Genomic DNA, 22,708 nt, shown 5'->3' on the forward strand with positions numbered 1-22,708 from the left:
CTGATAGCATGGGCAGGATATTCAAAGCGCGCACTCCGGTTGAAGAAGCCGGGCAAGTCTTCCTTGAACATATCTCCCCTCTTCGGGAAGCTGAGGAAGTCGCCCTTGAAGCTTGTGCAGGTAGGGTGCTGGCAGATGAAATTGTTGCAGGAAGGAATGTCCCCCATTACAGGCGTTCCGCAATGGATGGCTACGCTGTAAGGGCCTCCGATACCTTCGGGGCCTCCCCGGCAAGTCCCGTGCTGCTGCAGCTTTCCGATCGGGTGGAGGACGGGAGCTGCACCTGGGTCCATACAGGGGCAGCCGTGCCGGAGGAAGCCGATGCCGTGCTCATGGTCGAGGATACGGCTGTAGTCGGAAACCTGGTCGAAGTCAGGGCCCAGGTCTACCCTAACAGGAACGTGGGGCCTGTCGGGGAAGACATAAAAGCCGGAGACCCGGTCTTTGAAGTGGGACACCTCCTCCGTCCCTGTGATGCTTCAGTGCTTGCTTCACTCGGCCTTAACAGGGTCAGGGTTTTCCGAAAACCGGTCGTTGCGGTCATCCCCACAGGGGACGAACTCATAAGCCGGGAAAAAGCCGGTGAAGTTCCGCCTCCCGGGAAGGTCCTTGAGACAAACGGGTTGATGGCCGCCCTCTATGTGGAGAAATGGGGAGGGATCTCCCGTTGTACCGGGATCGTGCCTGACGACCCCCGGAAGATCAGGGAGGCTGTGGAAGCTAATCTGGATGCGGACATGATCCTCCTCTCAGGCGGCACTTCGGTGGGAAAGCGGGACCATGCCCCCCAGGTAGTTGAGGGGCTGGGAAATCTGCTCGTACACGGGGTAGGCTTAATCCCAGGAAAACCCACGGCACTTGGTGTCATAGGTGAGGTTCCGGTTGTCTGTCTTCCCGGCTATCCCGTAGCAGGGCTTGTTGCAATGTACTTCTTTGTCCGGCCAGGACTTCGAAAGCGCGGGTCAATCCCGGAACCTCCGGAAATTCCCCTGAGAAGGCAACTGGCTTCAAAAATCAGCTCAAAGATAGGCTATGTCAATTTTGTCCGGGTAGTCTTTGAAGGCGACCTCGTGCGCCCCCTGATGGGAGCCGGAGCAGGGGTCCTTAGCTCCGTTGCAAAAGCCGACGGCTTTGTGCTTGTGCCTGAAAATGTGGAAGGGTACGAAGCAGGAGAGGAAGTAGACGTCTTTTTAATTGAATGATTCCGGAGAATCCCGGATAACCCCTGGCAATTATGGGTTCAGGCTTGCAGGCCAAAGCCGCAAAAGCGGTGGAAACTCCACAAACAGGCCGCAAGTTCCCTGAATCGGGTTGAAATTACCGGGCTTTGTGGGCACAGGAAGGCTTCAAGCAGGTTTCCGCCTGCCGATAGATAAAATTTTATATACATAGCCATAATATGCGGGAAGAATTAACAACCTTCAAAGTGAAGACTATGTCCTCTCCGGAAAAAGACACGGACAAAATCCTCCTTATAGGGGTCGGCGGATTTCTTGGAGCCGTATGCCGGTTTTTGCTCTGCGAGCTTGTGGAAGCGCAGCTGGGCATTCTTTCGGTAAACGTACTCGGGAGCTTCATGCTTGGGTTGATCATGTATGATACGGAGTACCTGGGGTTTATAGGCCCTAAGGGAAGGATTGCATTCGGAACCGGTTTTATGGGTGCATTTACCACCTTTTCCACATTTGCAGTCCAGTCTTTCGAAATGTCTTTTTTCCCGGCCCTCGGAAACATCAGCTTAAATCTCTTTTTGACCCTAACCGGGGTTTTCCTCGGCAGGAGCGTCATAAAGTCGATTTCAAGCTGGAGGGCCTGAAATGTTAGAACTTCCGGTTTTCGGAAAACTCTTCCTTGTAGGTTCGGGAGGTTTCATTGGGGCATCCCTGCGCTATGCGGTCTCAAGCCGGATCCCGAAAATCCAGAACATTCCTGCCGGGACACTTTCCGTAAACTTCCTGGGCAGCGTCTTGCTCGCATTTCTTACTTTTTCCTCGGAACCGGAATCCATGGTCTACCTGGTAAACATCGGGATGCTCGGCTCCTTTACGACATTTTCCACTTTCGCCTATGAAACCTTCAGGCTGCTTGAGGAAGGAAAAAATGTTTCTTTTTTCCTGAACATCTTCCTGAATGTCGCGCTCTGCCTTGTAGGGGTTAGTGTTGCATATCTGGCTTTCAATACCTGGGCCTGAACTCGTGGCGGAAGGTCCGGAATTCACAGTGGGTAAATCAACCCTGGGCAATTTTCCAATACAACCATCATACGTTCCAGGGGCGGCCAGCCGATAAATAAACCCATACCACAGGAAAAATCCAATATAAACAACAGAATAAATCCAATATAAACAACAGAATAAATCCAATATAAACAACAGAATAAATCCAATATCAGTAACAACAGGATAAATCCAATATAAACAACAGAATAAATCCAATATCAGTAACAACAGGATAAATCCAATATAAACAACAGGAAAAATACAAGAAAAAGTAAAAAAGAAAAAGCCCTTCAAATCACTTCACAAGGGCTTTTGCGGATCTCTTCATGAAGCGTCTCTTGTGACCTGATGAAGTGAAACGCTGTGCGGGCCCAGGGTGTGCCTTGTGGGCCTTTGACTTCTCGATCTTGATTACTCTTCCTTTTCTGCCTTTTGCTTTTATCCATTCAATGCTGCCGGTTTTGCCCATTGTCATGCCTCGTTAATTTTCAATCTGGATTTGCTATAGATTCAGTGATAATTTCTTCGTATCCCATATCTCTTTATTGCGGGCCACTGCTGACTGCCGCGGATTTCTATCCTTCTCAGCGAGCCCTGGCAATATAGCATCATGATACGATTAATATACAATCGATAATTTCTCAATGATCTTGATGAGAATTTCCAATGTCCATAATAGCCTGAAACTGTGAAATTATATGCTATCAAGCTTTGGGTTTATCATAAAAAGAAATGCTAGTAATTAAATGTTACGGACACGGACCTAAAATCGGACACAATATCTCTGAAAGAGGCATGCAAAATAGGTTACTAAGGTATAAATCGTGTAAGATATAAATAGTGTATGACTCTTTTTTGAAAAAGGTGATCAGCGTAAATAACAATTCCATTGAAACCAGGCTTGCAGAAGCAAAAGAGGAACTTACTGGCGTAAGGAGTTTCCCGGACCCGGAATTTGTCAGCATCATCAAAGAACTGGGGTTCAAATGCGAACTCTGCGCCCGCTGTTGTACGAAAGAGTTCAACGACCATGTCTTCCTGCTCGATGCAGACCTGGCAGTGATTCTGGAGATCGATCCCGATGCCCCCATCCCTGCTCCTTATTACGAGTTTTGTGATCAGAAAGGCAGGTTCTATGTCTCGGGTTATGCCCTTAAAACAAAACCTGACGGTTCCTGCATCTTCCTGGAGAACAATCGCTGCAAAATATATGGGAGCCGCCCTTTAATCTGCAGGGTCTACCCCTATATGCTCCACAGAGAAGCCGACGAAACTGGTCGGGTGGACTGGAGGCAGATAAGCGGCTTAAACGAGCACGGGAGCTACCACTGCGATCTTTCGGATTCCGAATGCGAATCAATTGCCAGGGAGACAAAAGCATATGAAGAAGCCTACATTCGGCAGATTATAGGTTTTTTGGAGGCAGTGGATGCTCACTTTACGAAAAATGGCTTGAAGCATGTCCAGCGTACCTATGACCGCAGGATGAGGGACTTCTTGAAAGGGGGATGCGAACTCGAGGTCTTCGTATACAGGGAGGGTGGGTTTGAAAAACACCTGCTCAGGCCTAAAGCCGATTGATCGGGTTATGAAAAGCCGGGTAAAAAAGCAGAATAAAAAAGCAGAATAAAAAAGCAGAATAAAAAAGCCGGGTAAAAAAGCCGGGTAAAAAAGCAGAATAAAAAAGCAGAATAAAAAAGCTGGGTAAAAAAGCAGAATAAAAAAATGATTAAACAGGGAAAGCTTCAGGTCCGCTTTCCTCTGACCTTCCATTTCAGGAGCATACCATCTTCGACTTTTTCGGCTGAGAGCAGTTCAAGTTCCAGAATTTCGTTTTCCTTAAACCCTTCTCCGTCCGTGAATGTGGGGGATGTCGCCCCTCCGATAATAAGGTTTCCTACGAAGGTATAGATCTCATCCGCCAGGCCTTCGGAGAGCATGCCCCAGTTCAGGGTTGCGCCTCCTTCGACCATCAGGGTGTTTATGCCCATCTCCTTCAATTTCCTTGCAAGTGCGGAAAGGTCAACTTTCCGGTCTCCGGTTTTGATTACCAGGGCTTTTTCTTCTAACTTTTTGACTTTCTCAGCAGGGGCGGAATTTGAAACTGCAATGATCCTTTTTCCTTCCCCTTTTTTGAAAATGTCTGCTTCAAGTGGGGTCCTGGCAGCACTATCCACAATGATCCGGATGGGGTTCTCATCTTTACCGGCAGCTTTCCTGGCTGCCTTTCTCTCGGGAGACTTTACGGTGAGACTCGGGTCATCGGCCATTACGGTCCCGATCCCTACCATGATGGCATCAGTCCCGGCCCGGAGTTCGTCAACCCGCTCAAAATCCAGTTTTCCCGAGATCCTTACCTGTTTCCTCTCCTTTGTTGAAAGCTTACCGTCAGCGGACATTGCTGAATTTATGAAAATAAAAGGCCTGTCCATTTTTTTGACTCCTTAAAAAAGTATGTTTTGGAAGGCCCAGCCTCGGGAAAAGGTGCCTTCCTTATTGTTTTTAAACAGGATGTTTTAAGGGCGTATTTTAATCAGAGTTTTTTGAACCTGATGTTTTTTACTCCGCTTCCATCAGTGGTTTCAGGAGGTCGCGGTCTCTTAAGAGGCCCTGGAGTTTTCGGTTTGCGTTGATGATGGGGATCTGGTCGATCCTGTTGCGTTTCATCTTCCGGGCGCAGTCACTGACCGAAGCGATATAAGTGGCAGTGATCGGTTCCCTTATCATAATGTCGCTGGCAAGCAGGTTCGGGACTTTGATCCTTGATACGCTGTAGTATATGCTCATGGTGTCTCTCATGGATTCCCAGGTCCAGGCATCATCGTCCGAGCCTGCGGACATATCAGACATCTCAACGCTGTCTTCGATTACACTGGCAGCAATGATGTCTCGGTCCGAGATGATTCCCACAAGTTCCAGGTTTGCATCAAGCACCGGCACGGCTTTGACGCCGGCAAGCTCCATTATCCTGGCGACAACAGGCAAAGGTGTTTCACTGTAGGCCGCAACTACCTCCTCATCCACATAATCCTTTATCGGGGTATCGATGTTCATGTCAGCGATCGTACCTATAACGTCCGCTATCGTAACAAGCCCTACGAGTTTTCCATCGTCTACGACAGGAAGTCTGCGGATCCTGTGTTCCAGGAGTATGCGTGCAGCAGTTTGCAGGTCTGAATTGGGGGATATGGTCATCGGGTCCCGGGTCATGAGGAGGGCCAGCTGCTCTTCTTCCGGGTTTTGCAAAAGGTTTGTTCTGGTGACAATCCCTACAACCCTGGAATCTTTGAGCACGGGGACCCCCGATATCTGTTTGTTCTTAAGGATCTTAAGAACCTCGTCTCTAGAACCGGGGAGAGTCGCGCATGCAACGTCCCTCACCATGATGTCTTCAATGAAAATGTTTTTTGGCATCTCATCTACACCTTTGTTATCATCTGAATCCTGGATTCTTTTCCCTGAAATCCTGTTTCCCTGGAAATTTCTTTTCTCCATGTGCACAGGCTCAGGTTTTTTCTTCACTCCGGACGACCATTACCGGAATTTTGGAATTTCTCACCACTTTTTCTGCAACACTTCCGAGGAGGAACCGGTCGATTCCGCTTTTCCCCAGCGTGCCCATAACTATCAGGTCTGCGTTGTTTTCTTCCGCAAAACTTATTATCTCATTACTTGGATGCCCTTCCCCGAGCACTTCTTTTACCTCAACCCCTGAAGCTTCCCCTATTTCTTTCACATTGGAAACCGCTTTTTCACCTTCCTTTCTCAGGAGTTCGTACATTGCTTCCCAGCCGGCATCCATTGGTATTGAGGAAAAAGAAGATGTATCCAACACGTAGAGGGCGTGGACTGTTGCCCCGCTGAGTTTTGCAATCTCAATCCCGTAGGAAATGGCCCTGTTGGTATTCTCGGATCCGTCTGTTGCAATTATTATGTTTCGGTAAAACTCGCCTGTCATGTCATGTTCTCCATCTGCTTTACGTATGAAGCACAGATAATATGTCGTCGGGCCTTGCCCTCCTGACGATTCCGTTTATCGGGTTCTTTATCCCTGAAAGATTGTTTGAATTTCCATTAAGGATCATCAAATTAGCTTTATTCCCCTTTTCTATCGAACCCGCGGAATCGAGCCCCATTACAAAAGAACCATTAAGTGTGCAAATTTTAAATACTTGTCTGTCATCTATTGAAAAAACTTTAGACATAAATTCCATTTCGGAAAACATATTTACAGAATTTAACATTACATTATCTGTTCCTGCAGCTACCCTGATTCCCGCTTCCAGCATTTCGGCAATAGGCGCCATGCCAACCCCTGTCATAAAATTCGACCTCGGGCAAATAACTACGGGAATCCCGGCTTCGGCTATTTCATCAAGGTCTTTTTTTTCGGCTTTTGTAAGGTGGATCAATATGTCGGGGTCCAGGGATAGGGCTTTTTCTATATCACTCCTGTTTTTTTCCCCTGCATGAATGGCGAAGATTTTTTTGTGTTTTCTTGTGCAGGAGGCAATCTCCTTAAGCCGTTCAAACTCCAGGTCGTTTGCTCCGCTCATCCCAAGCCCGTCGGAATGCAGAAGAACCCTCTTTACCTCATTCAGTACGATTGGCAGGGGTAATTCGGGTTGAGTGGGTCTCCCAAGTACCAGGGAATCTAGCTCCATCCCTTCCAGAGCTTTATTCAGAGCTGCAGCCCCTACAACTCCTCCTTCCCTGAAATCTGCAAAAGCATAGGTGCCGGTTTCTATCATGTCCAGCAGAGATCTCCTTATGCTTTCTATTAATTTTTTGTAGGGAGTTTCCTGAAGTATTCTGTGTTTAAGCCCGTCAGGTGGTTTTACGAGGGAGTCAAGGTCCCTTTCTACCCTAAAACCGGATACCTCTCCCATTCGGGGATCCTTGCACACGGAATCCCCAAGGTGGGTATGGGCATTGACAAAGCAGGGAGCTACAATGTTTGCAGACCCGTTCCTTTCCTCTCCTATCTCCGTAATGGTCCCGTTTTTTACACAGATATACCCTTCAATGGGCTCCAGTTCGGGACCTGCGATGATAGTTCCGGAAATTATCTGCTCAGTGCCGTACATAAAATAGTACTCCTGCCGTTTATCCAGCACCAGGGTTCAGTTTATGGAAGACCAGATATATGCATAATATATAACTTTACCTTAAGAATGTTATTTTATTTTGTAATTTTTTCATCCAGTTTGGCCATTTCCGGGAGATTTTAAAATGATATTTGAATATATCCTAATAATGTCATTTGTTTCTTAGTAGTATGACAGGATATTTTCTGACTCCATACGTTTAACATAGTGTCTGATTTCCCGATCCCACACCTTGATACGTATGTATTAATTTCTGGTCCCACATCCTTTATATATAGTATATATATGTATGTGGCGCTACCTTTATATCTTAATAAATGTATATAATTTCTAGGCGCATTGTATAGGTCCTTGCACGAGAGAATGGGAATCCCTGACTGTGAGTGTACAGACAACCCCAATGCGGTACATCGATAGTGTGATATTGCCCGGCACGAGGGTAACTGAAAGGGACTGCGGAATTCCAGAGGATGAACTTTCGGAGTTAGTGCGTCCGGGCTACAGCACTATTTCCTCTCCGTTTTTTCAAAATCCTTATAATTGCGTGCGAGTGATTTAATTGCGTGCAATTGATTTGTTTGACCAACAGTTATTGTTTTGTCAATTTGTTCTATCAATTCGCTATTGATTTATATTATCTACTGGAAAACTGACAAACATGCCTTTTGAAAATGCGATTAAAATGCTTGATTCCGGTGTAGGCGTGGATATTGAAGTCACTCCTGGTTCAAAAGTGCTTTCCGTTCCCAGTGGTTACAATGAATGGCGCAAAAGAATAGAAGTAAAGCTGACCAAAAATGCTCAGAAAGGGAAGGCAAACGAGCAATTGATCGAAAGCCTTGCCGAACTTTTCGGGGTAAGCAGTTCGGATATATTTATCAATAGCGGGGCTACAAACAGCAAGAAGTCTGTCGTAATAAAGGGAATTTCATATGAACAGGCAGTTTCAGTTTTTGGAGCTCATTTGAAGGAATAATAAAGAAGTTACAGAACAAGGGAATTACAGAACAAGGAAATTATATAACAAGGAAGTTACAGAAGATTTTTAAAGTTTTAAGAAGGGTTTAGTTCATTAAGGTTTTAATTACAAGAACAGGTTGCATGTAACGTGGTTGATGTTGAAATATACCGAAAAAGGCTTGAAAGGGTCGAAGAGCTGCTTTCTGAGCTTTCAGAATATGCCAGGAAAGGCGCTATTATCATAGTAGAGGGCAAAAGAGATGTCCTCTCGCTGAAGAAGCTTGGAATAGAAGGTAGTTTTGAGCTTGCAACCCGGCATTCTCTTTTTAATTTTTCCGAACGGATTGCGAGACAGGACCGGGAAATAATTGTGCTCACGGACTGGGACAGGAGAGGGGAAATTCTTGCTTCAAAGCTTTCCGAGTATTTCGGGAACCTTGGCATAAAACCCGAACTTCAGATCAGGAATAAGCTGAAGCTAATAACGCAAAAAGAAATAAAGGATGTGGAAAGCCTCCATACCTATGTCTCAAAACTCCGGTCCATAACCGGTTCGTGTTTGGACCTGGACCTGGAAGTCGAAGTGAAGTCCGGAAATGATTGAAAAGTTGAATTATGAATCTCTAACTTCAAAATCTCTAACTTCAAAATCTCTAACTTCAAAATCTCTAATTTAACAGTCTCTAACCTGGATAATCTTAATTCTTGAAATCCGGAATATAAAGTAAAAAATAGGAATAAATATCAGAAAACAGATTAGTCTGGAAGAAAAGGAAAATCAGTTTTATTCTTTCTTCATGGATCTTCCTGGCTTCCCTTTCTTCTTAACTATATCAGTTTGTCTGGTTGTTTGCTATAAGTGGGCGCTCGGCTCCTTTTTCCTGGACCATATCCAGGTTTTCCGATTGTTTGTTATGGTTGAAAGTTCGATCGAACTCCGGATATTTCAGGAACTTGCCCGAAATTTCCTCAAACATTTTGTGTCTCGGACTGATGATTATTATGTGAGCAGGAGGATGAATTTTCTTCAGCCTGCTAATCGCTGCCCCCGCATGGTTATTCAACTCAACCAATGCCGCAGAGTTGCATTTTGACTTGAGGGGCACTCCCATTACGCTAACAAGAAGTTCGTCAGCATAGTTTGGTTCTATGCATCTGGGAGTCGCTGAAAACTGAATGTGTCCGTATCGTTCAAGATCATGTAATGCAATTTTTACTTTGTCCGAGTCGTCCGCCCGGACTAACGCGAATGATTTCATTTTTTACACACCACCAATCTACTGAAGTAATCCCCATGACCATATAGCTTTACACCTATAATAATCTTTGTACATGAATGTGACCAAATATGATTGCGGTTGAATGAATTGCCGGATTTTTTTTCCAGAAATAATGCAGTATTCTGTAGCGCTTTTTACTGTTCCGGAAAATTTCTGCTTTCGGACAGTAAAGTTTACCCGCTTCTTTTCTTCTTGCCCGCTGGTCAAAATTACACAGGTGTATTGCCAGCTCATTTTTCAGTATTCTGTATGCCAGTTCTGTGCTGGAGTGGCATGTCTTATAGTTAAGATTCCCCGAATATATATTCGTTTTGAAATAATATTTCCCAGAAAAAAGCAAATTCGGTATATTCTCTTTTTCCCGAAATCCGGGGACAGATGAGGACCATTCAATCTTTTTTCCCCCATAACCCGAAGGGATTTGAGCAGGAGAAATTGTCTACTAAAATTAATGGATTTAAAGCTTTGATCTATACCTTTCTTCTGAATATTGAACTCTTTTCAATTCCAGGTGTTTTTCGGATTCCCGGTTCCTTCTTTAATTTCCCGGTTCCTTCTTTAATATTTGTGAATTCAATAGATTCCGGGATCATTTAATTTAGGTACATCGAATTTGCCTCTTAGAATGGTACCTTTTATTTAGGTCCTGACTGTATCATATACCTGCACAATACGCAAAAATGTACGGTAAGGAACCTTTATATTATCTTTTCGGAAAAACAAACGAAATAATTGAAAGGTTCTGGTCTACCTTCTTTCTTTAACTTGTTTCGTTATGTATTCAAATAAGTCTTAACAAGAGCCTCAATACGAACATAGGATATGCATTAAGAAAGAAACGGTACACTTTTTGAAGTATGAGTACAACCTGTAAACGCAAGGACATAAATCCAGAACATATGAGCAACATGAGGCTCTTTATGGGCGGGATTCTGCGAAAGTTTTCATTGAATTGTATCTGGTAAACGAGATTAGGTGGTTGGATAGTATCTTGAATCGGATTTGATGGCAAACTTATTGAATCGGATCTGATGAGTTAGATTGGTCGTGCTACCTGAGTTGATGCAGTTACGGGTTATTAAATAAAGTTGGTGATTATATGGCTAGCGATATTGAAAATAAAGTAATTGCGGCAAAAAAGGCATCAATAGAACTTGCCAGCATAAGCGGAGATGTCAAAAACAGGGCTCTAGAAGCTATGGCGGAAGCCCTGGACCGGGAGAGAAAAGCAGTCCTTGAGGCAAATGCAAGGGACATTGAATATGCCGGGGAATTGAAACAGGCCGGAAAGCTCACTCAGGCCCTCGTGGATAGGTTGAAGGTTACCGACTCGAAGATAGACGGGATGATTGCAGGAATCAGGGATATGGTAAAACTTAAGGACCCTGTGGGAGAGACCCTCTCTACCCTCGAGCTTGATCAGGACCTTATTCTCTACCAGGTAAGCTGTCCCATAGGTCTGATTGCGGTAATCTTTGAGTCACGGCCTGACGTGGTGCCTCAGGTCATGTCCCTCTGCCTGAAGAGTGGAAACGCAACTATTTTCAAAGGCGGAAGTGAGGCCAGGGAGTCAAACCGCACGATTTTCGATGTCCTTGTCAGGGCCATCGAATCCACAGAAGGTATGCCCACAGGGGCTTTTCAGCTGATGGAAACCAGGGGAGAGGTTATGGACCTTTTGAGCCTGGATGCGTATATAGATCTCCTTATCCCTAGAGGGTCCAACGAATTTGTGAAGTTTATCCAGGACAACACAAAGATCCCGGTGCTTGGACACACTAGCGGCATCTGCCATATCTACGTGGATGAATTTGCTGACCTCGAAACGGCATGGAAGGTCTGTTTCGATGCGAAAGTCCAGTACCCTGCGGTCTGCAATGCAATTGAAACCCTGCTCGTCAACAGCAGGATTGCCGAAACTTTCCTGCCGAATATGGCAGAAATGTACCTCAAGGCAGGGGTAGAACTGCGCTGTGATGAGGGCAGCTATGCCCTGCTCGCAGGAAAGGGGCTTTCTCCTCTTGCAAAGGCCACGGAAGAGGACTGGAGTCTTGAGTACAATGACCTTATCCTTTCAATAAAACTCGTGGATTCCATCAAGGAAGCCATCAACCACATAAACAGTTTCGGTTCCCACCACACCGACGGGATAATAACGGAAAACGCTTCCCGGAGGAAAGAATTTATCGGGCTTGTGGACTCTTCAAGTGTCATGATTAACGCTTCCACCCGTTTCGCTGATGGCTATAGGTACGGGAAGGGGGCTGAAGTTGGGATCAGCACAAATAAGATCCACTCCCGTGGCCCCGTGGGCATGGAAGGGCTGCTGATCTATAAATACATCCTTATGGGCAGGGGTCAGGTTGTTGCGGATTACTCTGGGACTGATGCGAAGCCCTATACCCACCGAAAAATGGACCTCAGGTTTGAGGATGTGGAGTGAAGTCCGGGCCTGTGGAAGGAACGGCCTGGAATATTTATGATATTTTTATATATTTGAACTGAAATACTTGCGCAAATTGAGTGTAAGCGATGAAATCCGGATTGCGGCGGAAATTATTTTAACTGCCGCACATTCCAAAAATGACTTGTTGAGGCATTGCGATTGACAGATAGAAACCAATTCTTCCGCGATGTTAATAAAATCGTTATCAAAATCGGAACTTCTTCGATCACCCGAAGGGGCTGCGACAACACCAGGGAAAACTGCAGCATTGATCCTGTTTTCATGGAAGGTATTGCGGCCCAGGTCTCTGAGTTACGAAAGCAGGGAAAGGAAGTAATCCTGGTAAGCTCCGGGGCAATCGGCGTGGGGCTTAATGAACTGGGAATCTCTCCCAAACCCCGGGAAATCCCGATCAGGCAAGCAGCTGCGGCTGTGGGTCAGAGCATCCTGATGCAGGACTGGATCAGGGCTTTTTCAAAGTACGGGATGAAAGTTGCCCAGATTCTTCTTACCTATGAATTCTATTCGGACAGGGTGACCTACCTGAACCTCCGAAACAGTATTTCCACCCTTCTCGAGTACGGAGTCGTCCCTATTATCAATGAAAACGATTGTACCTGTACAAATGAAATTGAAGCTATTTTCGGGGACAACGACAAGCTTTCGGCAATGGTGGCGAGTAAGATCGATGCTGATCTACTGATAATCCTTTCGGATATTGACGGTCTTTTTGACCGGAACCCGAAGACACACAGCGATGCAAAGCTTCTTTCCCTTGTAGAAATGATCACGCCTGAAATCGAAAGTTTCGGAGGTGACCCCACCAGTTTCAAGGGTGTCGGGGGTATGCGGACCAAGATTAAAGCAGCAAAGATCTGCAGCATGGCAGGCTGCTATGTCGTGATTGCGAATAGTGAAATCGAGAACGTTGCCCTTAAAGTCCTTGCCGGGGAAGAGATCGGGACCCTTTTCCTGGCTGAAAGGCATATCCAGAAGAACCGTGCCCGCTGGCTCATTCTTGCAAGAGCTTCCGGTACGGTCCGGGTGGACGCTGGTGCAAAGGCTGCAATCCTGGGGAAAAATAGCCTGCTTCCGGCAGGGGTTGTGGATGTGGAGGGTTCTTTTGATAGGGGTGACGTGGTAAAGCTTGAATGCGAGGGCAGGGTTTTTGCGAAAGGGATTACGGACTACAATTCTGAAGAACTAATGAAAGTAAAAAGGGCCCATACGAATCAGATAGAAAAAATCCTGGGCTATAAAAACTATGATAATGTGATAAAGAAAGAAAACATCGGGATTCTGGAAGAGATGAGGTTAGTCTAACTCTCTCTCTTAAAAAGTAAGTTGAGGCGGGCAAAACTTCCTCACCTTATTCTTTTCAAACCTCCTGATATTTTCAAAAATTCTGGTTCATTTTCAGGAATCCTGATTCTTTTCAAGTATCATGACATCCTGATATTTAACCATTCAATAATTTTTTATAAAAAGTGGAGAAATCAGATATGGCAGTTCAGAACAGAAAAATCGGATTCATAGGGGCGGGAAAGATGGGTTCTGCCCTCATGCAGGGCATCATTAAGGCCGGAATCGTAGAGCCAGGAAGTGTAGGGGCAAGCGACGTGTACCTTCCTTTCCTGGAAGACCTGAAAGCACAGCTAGGGATCCGGGTATCCACTGATAACAGTGTGATTGTCCAGGCCTCCGATATCCTCATTCTTGCCGTAAAGCCTCAGACTCTTGGGTCAGTGCTTGCAAATTTGAGGGCTGACATAACCCCCGAAAAACTTGTGATTTCAATTGCTGCAGGTGTTCCCCTTTCCACTTACGAAGAAGCCCTGCCCGAAGGCACCCGACTCGTGCGGGTGATGCCCAACATTGCAGCCACGGTTTCGGAAGCTGCTTCCGGGATCGCACCGGGCAAAAATGCCACCCCCGAAGACCTGGATGCCGCCCTTGAGATCTTCTCTGCCGTGGGCACTGCAGTCCAGGTACCTGAGTACCTCATGGATGCGGTTACGGGACTGTCGGGCAGCGGCCCTGCCTTTATTTTCCCTGTGATAGAGGCTATGGCTGACGGTGCTGTCCTTGAAGGAATGGACCGGAAAAGTGCCCTTACCCTTGCCGCCCAGACCGTACTAGGGGCTGCAAAGATGGTACTTGAAACAGGCATGCACCCCGGGGAGCTGAAGGATATGGTCACATCCCCCGCCGGGACTACAATTCAGGGCATCCATGCCCTTGAAGAAGCCGGGATAAGGGCTGCCTTCATGAACGCTGTGATCAGGGCAAGCGAGCGCTCGAAAGAACTCGGAAAAAAGTAAATTTTCTTTTTCCCCCTTTCCCGTTCTTTTTTCTTTTTTTCTAATCTGCATCTCTTTATAATTGGCGGATTTTGTTATTTATTTGATTCATTTTCATATTTTTTTAACGGCGTTACTATTTATTCTTTTATTAATTTATAATTTAGTTCATGATTATTTGTTATAAATATTGAGAACTTTTATATATCAGTATTTCCCTATATTTATCCTGTCTAAAAATAGAGTGAGTCTAAATTCGAAGACCTGAGCATGTAAGATTCGGAGCGTGGAGTTAAACTCCTGGGGTCAAACTCCATATTTTCGTGCCTGGTTGCTTTGTAAGAGTACGTGGGGGGTACTCATCTGAACCTTTGTCTTCCCGCTGGCCTTTGACAGGTGTTAACAGGCTATCAGATATTGGGTTTATCACAAAGCACACAGATACTGCCTGCATAAATTATGGGCTTCTAGCTGCCGGAAGTTTCCTGCCTGAGTTTCCTTGGTTTACTGGTACAATCGCGATGAACTGTGGGGGATTGGAGTTCTGGACCTTCTCCATTTCCCGCCTGTGGGGATCTCTTATGGGGGTGAGAGATTCCCTCCTTCTCATTCTTATTTTTCTATCTTTCTTTTGGATTTTTATTCACAAAAACCAGTTTATAGAGGGTGGTATTGAAGTATTTGACAGATTTTAATGTATTAGGATATCATTCTCTCATTTAACATTTTTTCTAAGTTGAAATCCATCATTTGCCTTCAGGCATCCGGCTCTTTAAACATTTATTTATTTATTTATTTATTTTTGAAATTTCGTTCTAGAAAAGTCACATGTTTACTTTATGTCCTTTAATATTTGATAGTTTATTGTGGGTATATCCAGATTAATTCTATACAAATTATGAATTCATATAAGCAAATCAATGATTGAATATCATTGATAATTAAACGGTGATGACTGAATACGAATGACTGAATATATAGACTGAAAACGGATGATTAAACTGGTGAATTAAAACTGGTGGATGAAAACAGATAACGAACAAATTGTGAAATGAATTGATTAACAGGGATAGTTTCAGGAGGTGCCCTATTGTCACGTAATCGTGAAAAATAGAAATCTGCCATTTCCCTTACCGTCCCCGTAAAGACTCTTTCATTTTATTTTCATTCATATTTATCGTTTTCCAAATACGGGGAAAATTGATTTTATTTTGGCATTTGTGCTTTTGTAATCTTTAATTGGATCACAGTTTCTAAACTAAAAACAGTATCAAGTGCCTTATTATTTGGAAAGCGATTTATGCAATCAACTCCTTTTTGTATTGGGGGTTAAATGAGGGAGTTCGTTCGGCCAAAGGTTGTGGTGAGTAAGTGCCTTGAGTTTGACCACTGCCGCTACAATGGAGATATGATCAGCAGTCCCATTGTAGCAAAACTTAAAAATTATGTGGATTTCCTGCCTGTCTGTGCAGAAGTGGAAATAGGGCTTGGGGTTCCCAGGAACCCTATCCGGATCGTGCTGGATAATGGGGCATACAGGCTCGTACAGCCTGCAAGCGGCAGAGACGTCACTCAAGACATGAAAACTTTTTCTTCTTCTTTTCTGGATTCTCTGGAAAACGTGGAAGGTTTTATCCTCAAATCCCGGTCTCCGTCCTGCGGGCTAAAGGAGGTGAGGGTTTACCCTTCTTCCGGAAAGTCCGGGGCAGTCGAAAAAACTGCAGGGTTTTTCGGAGGTGCGGTCCTGGGGATGTATCCTTTTCTGCCCGTTGAAGACGAAGGGAGGCTCAGGAATACCAGGATAAAGGACCATTTCCTGACAAGGCTCTTCATGCTTGCCAGTTTTCGGAAGGTGAAAAATGAAGGCAGCATGAAAGACCTGGTAGCTTTTCACACGGAGAACAAGTTTCTTCTCATGGCCTACAATCAGACCGAACTCAGGGAGCTTGGGAAAATTGTCGGAAACAGGGAACATAAGTCTTTCAAAGAACTGGTTCCCGACTACCAGGGACATCTCCACAATGCCCTTTCCAGGGCTCCCAGGTACACTTCAAATGTCAATGTGCTCATGCACGCTCTCGGGCATTTTTCAGAGGACCTTTCGAGCCGGGAAAAAAGCTTCTTTTTTGACTGGATCCAAAGGTACCGGGAAGGGAAAGTCTCGCTTTGCCCTGCAATAAACACGATCAGGTCCTGGATAGTGCGTTTTGAAGATGAGTACTTGATGAGCCAAACTTTTTTCGAACCTTATCCTGAAGGCATGATGGAAGTAGACCCCATACACTCTCACATACGAGAAGACCTCTGGAAATGAAAATTTGTGATAATTCTGTGGAATCCGAAAGGGGGGAAGTGTCCGTTGAAATCCTGGGCCAGGTCCGTGTTTTTCCTTCTGGTTCTTATTTCCATAGGGTATCTCTTTTTTTGTTCCCCTCCTGATGTTTCCAGTTCTCCTGATTTCCGGCACCATGGGACGAGTTTCGTAGGGGAAGTTGACCTTCGTTCCGAACCTTCTGCTGTCCAGGTCACAGAAAAGTCCGTGGTTGCAGGAAAATCTTCCCGTACTTACTCCTGGAATTACGAGGGTTACTGCTGGCATCTTACGCTGCTGCTTGATGATGAGCTTTACAGTGTATATGAGGAACGAACCCGTAAAAGGGATTATGACCTTTTTGCCTCGGACCCCTATGATGACAGGCTGATTAAAAGCATTGCAGATACCCTCTTTTCCCTCTCAGGGGACTACGGGCTTGAGGAGTCCAAAGTTCCCGGGCTTTGTATCTCTTTTGTCCAGTCCCTTAACTACAGTTCAGACCTTACAAGCGCAGGTTATGATCAGTATCCCCGCTTCCCTTACGAAACCCTGTACGAAAGTGGTGGGGACTGTGAGGACACTTCCATTCTCTCTGCGGCAATTCTCCAGGAGATGGGTTATGACGTTGTACTTCTGGAACTCCCTGAGCATATGGCTCTCGGTATAAGTTGCGACCCCGTGTCCGAGGGCAGGAGTTTTGAGTATAAAGGTACACGTTACTATTATCTGGAGACTACGGGCCGGGACTGGCAGGTTGGGGAGATGCCTGAAGAATATCAGGGCCAACCGGTGCGTGTCATCCCTATCTACAAAAGGCCCCTTATAGCTCTGGATTTCAAGGCTCTGTGCGAATATTCTAATGACGGGGGTACCGTAGATGTCAACGTCACGTTGAGGAATGTGGGCTCCGAGAGGGCTGAGAACACTACTCTTTATGTTGCCCTCCAGGCTCCTGACGGAAGCGGGGTATGGGATGAGGTAGAAAGTCCTCCCTTCAAGGTCGAGCCGGAAGAAATCTATTATTTCAGTGCAAAAGGGCTCCACGTTTCCAGCGGAGCAGCTTTCAGAGTATTTGTGCGGGCTTCCGGGGAAAATGTTCTCTATGAGGAAATAATGAGTGAATGGGTTGAGATTTGAAAACTCCGGATGCCGGATAATTGCAATATGCTCTCTGGTTTTTTGCCTTAGATTAAAAGAGGGGAAACAGTTAAGTTATGAGCTTTCAAATTCAAAGTAATTTAAAATGGTGAGCAAATGAATAAATTGTATCGTTCAAGAAAGAACAGGATGATAGCTGGCGTCTGCGGCGGCATAGGTGAATACTTTGATATCGACCCGACTCTCGTAAGGCTTCTCTGGGTACTTTTCTCTTTGAGCGGAGGGGCCGGAATAGTGGCGTACATCATTGCCTGGATAATTGTCCCGGAAGAGCCCTGAAACAGTTTTTCCTTTCCTCTTCCCCTTATTTTTTCCTTTTTTCCTTCCTTTTTTTTCTTCCGGAATGATGGAATTCCGGAATATTTCCGGGAAACTCAGTTCATAAAGTGGGCATAAAGGGGGAAGTCCCTTCCTGGACAGCCGAAGGCTGGCGGGAAGGGTAGTTCTCAGGGCTTATTGTAAATTTACTGGTTGAAAAGCTGGCCCACAAACCATTCCGGATCGAATTTTTTAAGGTCTTCATACCCCTGCCCTATCCCGAAGAAGAGGATGGGCTTTCCCGTGATGAAGGCAATGGATATGGCAGCTCCGCCCTTGGCGTCAGCATCGATCTTTGTAAGGATGGACCCGTCAATGGGCACGGCTTCGTTAAACTGGGCAGCCCTCTCAACCGCATCGTTTCCTGCTACGGCCTCATCTACGAAGATGATAAGGTCCGGGGAACTTACCCGGCAGATTTTTTCCATCTGCGCCATGAGGTTCAGATTTGTGTGCATGCGGCCTGCGGTGTCCGAGAGTACAAAATCGATCCTGTGGGCTTTTGCGTACTGGACAGCATCGTAAATGACTGCTGCGGGGTCGGCTCCTGCCTGGTGCTTTATCATCTTTACCCCGAGCCGGTCGGCATGGATCCCGAGCTGGTCTATGGCGCCTGCCCTGAAGGTATCTCCTGCAGCCAGGACTACGGAGTAGCCGGAATTAAGCAGCCTCTTTGTCAGTTTTGCGATTGATGTGGTCTTCCCGGTTCCGTTAATTCCCACAAAGACAATGTGAACAGGTTTCTGTTTGTTCTTCACATAATCGTCGAAATCAAAGGTGTTGGCAGATACCACGTCGAGAATAGCTTTTTTCAGTGCCTCCTCAACGATTGCCCCGGTATCCTTCCCAATGTGCTTTGTGGTGCCTGCAAGCTGGTTCTTCACGGATTCAGCAATTGCTTCGGACACTGAGAGGGCAAGGTCGCTTTCAAGAAGTGCCATCTCAAGTTCCCATAAAGGTTCTTCCAGGTCTTTGTCATCCAGGTAGACTTCCCTGCTGAAGACTAGGGCTTTTGCCTTCTGCGCAAGTCCCACTTTCGGGACCTTTTTGAAGAACGATTTTTTCTCGGCAAGGATTTCTTCTTTTCCGGGTCTCTTTTCTCCGGTTCGGGCTCTGGCAGCAGTGGGGCTTGAAGGTGCTTTCGGTCCGGTTTCGGGCCCTTTCTCTTCCTGAGCCTCTTCGAGAGCTTTTTCCCTTTCTTCTGCCTCTACTGCCTCTTCAGGGAATTCTTCGGCTTCCGGCGCAAATTCCTCCCCTGATTCAAGGGCTTCTACGTCGGGTTCTACAGCTACTGCTTTTTCGTCAATCGTTTTGCTGAGTGCCTTTTTAAAGTTCCCGAGTTTCTCTTTAAGTTTGTTGAACACAGGACCAATCCCGAAAAAAATTCAATAAAAAATAGATAATGAGTTTAAATTTTTGATTTCAGATAAGGTTTTCGAATTCTTCGAACTCCTTATCTTTGAACCAGTTCTTGTTTGCCTGAACCGGGCCTGGATTTCTTCAGGCCTGTCCGGGTTGAAGTTTTGCAGCTTCAGCTTCCAGGGCCTGCATTCCCTGCACGAATTTAGTCAGTGAAGCGTTCATCTGTTCAAGGATCTTTGTAAGCTGCTCCTTGCGCCGGTTCAGGGTTTCGATAGCTTCATCTGCAGTTTTTTCTGCGCTGAATCCTGCTCCCAGGTTTACGATGACCCTGTCCGCATTCTTGATTTCTGCGTGGATGAATGAGCCAAAACCAAGCGGAACCATCGTTTCTGCGGTCTTGCCCTCTTCTGAGGCCTTTCTCAACTCGTTGATAGTCACGATGGTCTGGTCGCAGCTTGCAATGGATGCCTGCACCATGCTCATTTCTTGCTGAAGAGCTTCAGCCTGTCTCTGGAATTCCTGGTGCCTGGCTGCCAGACTTCTGATCTCTTCACTGACTTCCGCCATGTCCTTCACTCCTCGGCGATGCTTTCGATCTCTACCTGGCTTCTTTTGATTCCGTGCTTGCTTCCGAAGATCGAATAAACCTTATCTTGCGCATTCTTTTCATTCTGGCTTTCGATCGTCTTTGTGAATTTTTCCCAGGTAAGTCCTGCTTTAAATTTGCCTTTGACAACAAAATTCTTCATCATAAATCACCATGCTCTTACTGTAGCTTTAATCGGGAACAGACGGATGATATGATGTTCATTCAATGAACCCGAAGGCTTCATCGACTCTCCCTAGTTCGGGCCCTGTGGTTTCCGAGCCTGCAACGAATCCTTTCGAATTGACAAGCAGGCCTGAGCCAAGCATCTGAGTCCCGAAGTTCGTTGTCCCTATGTCTACCGGAAGCCCGAAGACCTCTTCTAAGAGTTCCCTTTCCGAGGGGGTCACCTTTGGATGAACCATGAGGCCTTTGTTTGTAACGGCTCCCGCCATCCCCACGGTTTTTATTCCGGCAATAGTTCCCCTGAACACTTCCACCTTCAGAATCCTGGCAATTGTCTCTATAGCGACGTCAGACAGCTCAGGGTGCACAAGGGCTGCAGAATCGTTTGCAAGCACAATGTTTCCCACCGCATTCAGCTTGTCCGGGAGGATTCCCACAGTTACTCCGGTAAGTTTTTCCATCTTCTCAGCGCTGGCGCCGTGAGGCAGCAGGAAGCCGTTCGAGTTCCCTCTGGAGAGGGAACCCAAAACTACACTCCCGTTTACAAGGGTCTCAACGACCCTTACACCAAGCAACTCTTCAAGTATGGCACATACTTCGGGATTTGTCCGGGGGGGAACCAGGGCAACGTCTTCGGTGCAGGTTGCAAAGACCCCGATCAATGGGTTATCGTAGATATCCACTGTTCGAATCATATCTTTTGACGCTTCGCGTTCTTCTTTTTATTTATTTGGCAAGTTCCGCCTGTACCTCACCGTCTGCGAATTTCACAGCGCGGACCCGGATGGAGAGCGGGGCTTTCTCGCAGCCTCTCTCCCAGAGGCGTTCGTTGATGGATTTGTCCAGTTTGACCATGGAAGGCTCTACTTTCATGTGCTTCCCAAGGAAACTTCTTACTTCACTTACTGCCCTGTTGGCCCTTTTCCAGCTAGGGACTTTCTTGATCACTCTAAGGGGGACAGTATAAATCTGTTCTTTAACCATGTCGTCTGCCATTTTACCCACCTACGTCTCTTATTTCACATCAAGGCTTCTTCTTCTCCAGTGCCTGCGCCTCGGATGGCTTACTACCTTCCGGTTTGTCTTCACAATAACCCACACAGGGACTCGTGTGTTCTGATTATGCGCCTTTGCAAGGCGTTTCTTCTGTCCTTTCATATTATGACTCAAGTGGATCACACCTGTTAACCTGTAAGCGATTTAATTCTTCAATTTACTGATTGTATCCGGTAATAGCTGATTGTGATCTAACCCTTATCCGATTGGGCTATCCCGCCTGATTGAAACACACAGGCTCCAAGCCATATGTCCGATAAATTCGATAAGAGTTTCTGGTTAACCTGCAGCAGTACAGGGGTTGAATATACTTGATTATTGTATAAATCTTTAATCCAGAATTTTTCCTTCCGGACACTCCCTGACCTCTGACGTTACCTGCTCCTTTTTGTTACCTGTTTCTATTTACTTCAGAAGCCTCTCTTTTCTGGCAAGGGCATGGGACTGGATATGTTCCGGGAATAGTTCACGGATTTTTTCCTCTCCCTGCTTCTGCCGGATAAGTTCCCGAAGCTCTGTTTCATAATCCGCTTTCTGGGTACTTTCACTCGGCCCTTCTTCAATTACCAGATAGCGCTCGACAAGGATGTTCACGGCCTTCCTGCTGTACCCTTTAAGAGGGCAGATATACTGGGTCCCGAACCTGTCTTCAATGCTCCTTACCTGTGCTGTCGAAAGCACCGGGACCCTATCGTCCCTTCGGGTGCCGTCCGCAACAAATTTCACTTTCGGGTCCGAAGCAAGGGTTTCGACGGCTTTCTCATGGATATAATTGATTGCGTTTTTCGGGAAACCGTCGCTTACTATCATCTGGTATGCTTTTTCCAGAATGTTTCGTTCAAGGGAGAGTACCCGGTGGGAAAAGTGCAGTTCTCTTGCGGTTTTTGCTGCGACCTCTCCTGTGGGGAGCAGCCCGAAATTGCAGGTTACAAGTTCGATCTCAAAAAACGGTTCCAGCAAAAGCGCAGATAGCGAACTGTCCTTGCCTCCGCTAAAGAGGACCGAGGCTTTCATTTTGCTTAGACCCGAGTAATGGACGTCTTGCGCTTTTTCGGCTGCATCCGCATGAGGAGCGTTTTCAGCTGTTCATCATCGATTTGAGACTGGAGCCTACCGCTCTGTGCAAGGGATATCAGTTGCATTTCAAGCTGTTCCCCCAGGGCTGCCCTTGACATCTTAAGGGTTGTCAGGCGTTCCCTGGCTTCAGGGGTCAGGATTTGCCTCAGGATGGCTTGCTTTTGTGCCTCCATTTCAGCTTTGGCCTGTTCCTGCTGGTAAGCCGCCTGCACATCCGACTGTTGGTGCTGCACCTGCTGCTTCTGGAGTTCTGCAAGCCGTCTCTTTCGGAGCTCTTCTAATTCATCATCCATTGTAGACATGGTAATCACCGAAAAAAACCGGTTTCTTGGAACAAT

General features: G+C 46.1%; 25 protein-coding genes and 1 pseudogene. 12 read left to right on the forward strand and 14 right to left on the reverse strand.

The window, feature by feature from the left end; all coding sequences use genetic code 11:
* The first annotated feature begins 8 nt into the window (after positions 1-8).
* The 3 genes from glp (at position 9) to crcB (FTO70_RS01125) (ending at position 2,192) form a co-directional block, all read left to right on the forward strand.
* Positions 9-1,202 carry a gephyrin-like molybdotransferase Glp gene (gene glp, locus FTO70_RS01115; RefSeq protein WP_255333853.1) on the forward strand — a complete coding sequence of 398 codons (1,194 nt, stop codon included), beginning with the start codon at positions 9-11 and terminating at the stop codon, positions 1,200-1,202.
* A gap of 233 nt (positions 1,203-1,435) precedes the next feature.
* Entirely contained in the window at positions 1,436-1,816 is a 381-nt protein-coding gene (gene crcB, locus FTO70_RS01120) for a fluoride efflux transporter CrcB (protein ID WP_255334030.1), read from the forward strand.
* A 1-nt stretch (position 1,817) separates the two neighbouring features.
* Positions 1,818-2,192, forward strand: a complete 375-nt coding sequence (crcB, locus tag FTO70_RS01125) for a fluoride efflux transporter CrcB (protein WP_255333855.1) — start codon at positions 1,818-1,820, stop codon at positions 2,190-2,192.
* A gap of 322 nt (positions 2,193-2,514) precedes the next feature.
* Here crcB (FTO70_RS01125) and FTO70_RS01130 read toward each other — a convergent pair whose 3' ends face one another.
* Complete coding sequence (locus FTO70_RS01130; RefSeq protein WP_255334031.1) at positions 2,515-2,688, reverse strand: DUF5350 domain-containing protein; 174 nt, start codon at positions 2,686-2,688, stop codon at positions 2,515-2,517.
* Between the two features lie 395 nt (positions 2,689-3,083).
* On the opposite strand from FTO70_RS01130, the gene FTO70_RS01135 reads away from it, so the two are divergent.
* Positions 3,084-3,800, forward strand: a complete 717-nt coding sequence (locus FTO70_RS01135; RefSeq protein WP_255333856.1) for a YkgJ family cysteine cluster protein — start codon at positions 3,084-3,086, stop codon at positions 3,798-3,800.
* Between the two features lie 164 nt (positions 3,801-3,964).
* Here the strand turns inward: FTO70_RS01135 and FTO70_RS01140 are convergent, their stop codons facing one another.
* The 4 genes from FTO70_RS01140 to FTO70_RS01155 all read right to left on the reverse strand — a co-directional run bounded on the left by FTO70_RS01140 (position 3,965) and on the right by FTO70_RS01155 (position 7,306).
* A complete protein-coding gene (locus FTO70_RS01140; RefSeq protein WP_255333857.1) occupies positions 3,965-4,651 on the reverse strand; it encodes a 2,5-diamino-6-(ribosylamino)-4(3H)-pyrimidinone 5'-phosphate reductase in 687 nt (228 codons plus the stop codon).
* Between the two features lie 127 nt (positions 4,652-4,778).
* Positions 4,779-5,633 carry a CBS domain-containing protein gene (locus FTO70_RS01145; RefSeq protein WP_255333858.1) on the reverse strand — a complete coding sequence of 285 codons (855 nt, stop codon included), beginning with the start codon at positions 5,631-5,633 and terminating at the stop codon, positions 4,779-4,781.
* A 91-nt stretch (positions 5,634-5,724) separates the two neighbouring features.
* Entirely contained in the window at positions 5,725-6,177 is a 453-nt protein-coding gene (locus FTO70_RS01150) for a universal stress protein (protein WP_255333859.1), read from the reverse strand.
* Between the two features lie 19 nt (positions 6,178-6,196).
* On the reverse strand, positions 6,197-7,306 hold the full coding sequence (locus tag FTO70_RS01155) for an amidohydrolase family protein (RefSeq protein ID WP_255333860.1): 1,110 nt from the start codon (positions 7,304-7,306) through the stop codon (positions 6,197-6,199).
* 670 nt (positions 7,307-7,976) lie between these two features.
* On the opposite strand from FTO70_RS01155, the gene FTO70_RS01160 reads away from it, so the two are divergent.
* Positions 7,977-8,303, forward strand: coding sequence for a DUF167 domain-containing protein (locus FTO70_RS01160; RefSeq protein WP_255334032.1), 327 nt, complete (start codon positions 7,977-7,979; stop codon positions 8,301-8,303).
* 132 nt (positions 8,304-8,435) lie between these two features.
* Entirely contained in the window at positions 8,436-8,891 is a 456-nt protein-coding gene (locus FTO70_RS01165; protein WP_255333861.1) for a toprim domain-containing protein, read from the forward strand.
* Positions 8,892-9,120: 229 nt separating this feature from the next.
* On the opposite strand, the gene FTO70_RS01170 is transcribed toward FTO70_RS01165, so the two are convergent.
* The gene (locus FTO70_RS01170; protein ID WP_255333862.1) at positions 9,121-9,546 is read right to left on the reverse strand and encodes a DUF356 domain-containing protein; all 426 of its coding nucleotides are present in this window, start codon (positions 9,544-9,546) and stop codon (positions 9,121-9,123) included.
* 1,096 nt (positions 9,547-10,642) lie between these two features.
* Between FTO70_RS01170 and FTO70_RS01175 the strand changes: the two are divergent.
* The 6 genes and pseudogenes from FTO70_RS01175 to FTO70_RS01200 all read left to right on the forward strand — a co-directional run.
* Positions 10,643-12,010: pseudogene (locus tag FTO70_RS01175) on the forward strand (glutamate-5-semialdehyde dehydrogenase); the annotation flags it as partial.
* 162 nt (positions 12,011-12,172) lie between these two features.
* Positions 12,173-13,336, forward strand: a complete 1,164-nt coding sequence (proB, locus tag FTO70_RS01180) for a glutamate 5-kinase (RefSeq protein WP_255333863.1) — start codon at positions 12,173-12,175, stop codon at positions 13,334-13,336.
* Positions 13,337-13,515: 179 nt separating this feature from the next.
* The gene (gene proC, locus FTO70_RS01185) at positions 13,516-14,334 is read left to right on the forward strand and encodes a pyrroline-5-carboxylate reductase (protein ID WP_255333865.1); all 819 of its coding nucleotides are present in this window, start codon (positions 13,516-13,518) and stop codon (positions 14,332-14,334) included.
* A gap of 1,312 nt (positions 14,335-15,646) precedes the next feature.
* Positions 15,647-16,627, forward strand: coding sequence for a DUF523 and DUF1722 domain-containing protein (locus tag FTO70_RS01190; protein WP_255333866.1), 981 nt, complete (start codon positions 15,647-15,649; stop codon positions 16,625-16,627).
* A gap of 45 nt (positions 16,628-16,672) precedes the next feature.
* Positions 16,673-17,764, forward strand: coding sequence for a hypothetical protein (locus tag FTO70_RS01195; RefSeq protein WP_255333867.1), 1,092 nt, complete (start codon positions 16,673-16,675; stop codon positions 17,762-17,764).
* 117 nt (positions 17,765-17,881) lie between these two features.
* Entirely contained in the window at positions 17,882-18,064 is a 183-nt protein-coding gene (locus FTO70_RS01200) for a PspC domain-containing protein (protein WP_255333868.1), read from the forward strand.
* A 185-nt stretch (positions 18,065-18,249) separates the two neighbouring features.
* On the opposite strand, the gene ftsY is transcribed toward FTO70_RS01200, so the two are convergent.
* From ftsY to FTO70_RS01240, 8 genes are all read right to left on the reverse strand, one after another.
* The gene (gene ftsY, locus FTO70_RS01205; protein WP_255333869.1) at positions 18,250-19,467 is read right to left on the reverse strand and encodes a signal recognition particle-docking protein FtsY; all 1,218 of its coding nucleotides are present in this window, start codon (positions 19,465-19,467) and stop codon (positions 18,250-18,252) included.
* Positions 19,468-19,603: 136 nt separating this feature from the next.
* Positions 19,604-20,032 carry a prefoldin subunit alpha gene (gene pfdA, locus FTO70_RS01210; protein WP_255333870.1) on the reverse strand — a complete coding sequence of 143 codons (429 nt, stop codon included), beginning with the start codon at positions 20,030-20,032 and terminating at the stop codon, positions 19,604-19,606.
* A 5-nt stretch (positions 20,033-20,037) separates the two neighbouring features.
* The gene (gene rpl18a / locus FTO70_RS01215; RefSeq protein WP_255333871.1) at positions 20,038-20,214 is read right to left on the reverse strand and encodes a 50S ribosomal protein L18Ae; all 177 of its coding nucleotides are present in this window, start codon (positions 20,212-20,214) and stop codon (positions 20,038-20,040) included.
* A gap of 58 nt (positions 20,215-20,272) precedes the next feature.
* A complete protein-coding gene (locus FTO70_RS01220) occupies positions 20,273-20,932 on the reverse strand; it encodes a translation initiation factor IF-6 (protein WP_255333872.1) in 660 nt (219 codons plus the stop codon).
* A 31-nt stretch (positions 20,933-20,963) separates the two neighbouring features.
* Positions 20,964-21,233 (reverse strand): 50S ribosomal protein L31e, encoded by a 270-nt coding sequence (locus FTO70_RS01225; protein ID WP_255333873.1) that lies wholly within the window; start codon positions 21,231-21,233, stop codon positions 20,964-20,966.
* Between the two features lie 18 nt (positions 21,234-21,251).
* On the reverse strand, positions 21,252-21,407 hold the full coding sequence (locus FTO70_RS01230; RefSeq protein WP_082088016.1) for a 50S ribosomal protein L39e: 156 nt from the start codon (positions 21,405-21,407) through the stop codon (positions 21,252-21,254).
* 291 nt (positions 21,408-21,698) lie between these two features.
* Positions 21,699-22,307 carry an alpha hydrolase gene (locus FTO70_RS01235; RefSeq protein WP_255333874.1) on the reverse strand — a complete coding sequence of 203 codons (609 nt, stop codon included), beginning with the start codon at positions 22,305-22,307 and terminating at the stop codon, positions 21,699-21,701.
* 5 nt (positions 22,308-22,312) lie between these two features.
* On the reverse strand, positions 22,313-22,681 hold the full coding sequence (locus FTO70_RS01240) for a DNA-binding protein (RefSeq protein ID WP_255333875.1): 369 nt from the start codon (positions 22,679-22,681) through the stop codon (positions 22,313-22,315).
* Between the last annotated feature and the right edge of the window lie 27 nt (positions 22,682-22,708).

The organism is Methanosarcina sp. KYL-1 (genome assembly GCF_024372725.1).
GTDB lineage: Archaea > Halobacteriota > Methanosarcinia > Methanosarcinales > Methanosarcinaceae > Methanosarcina.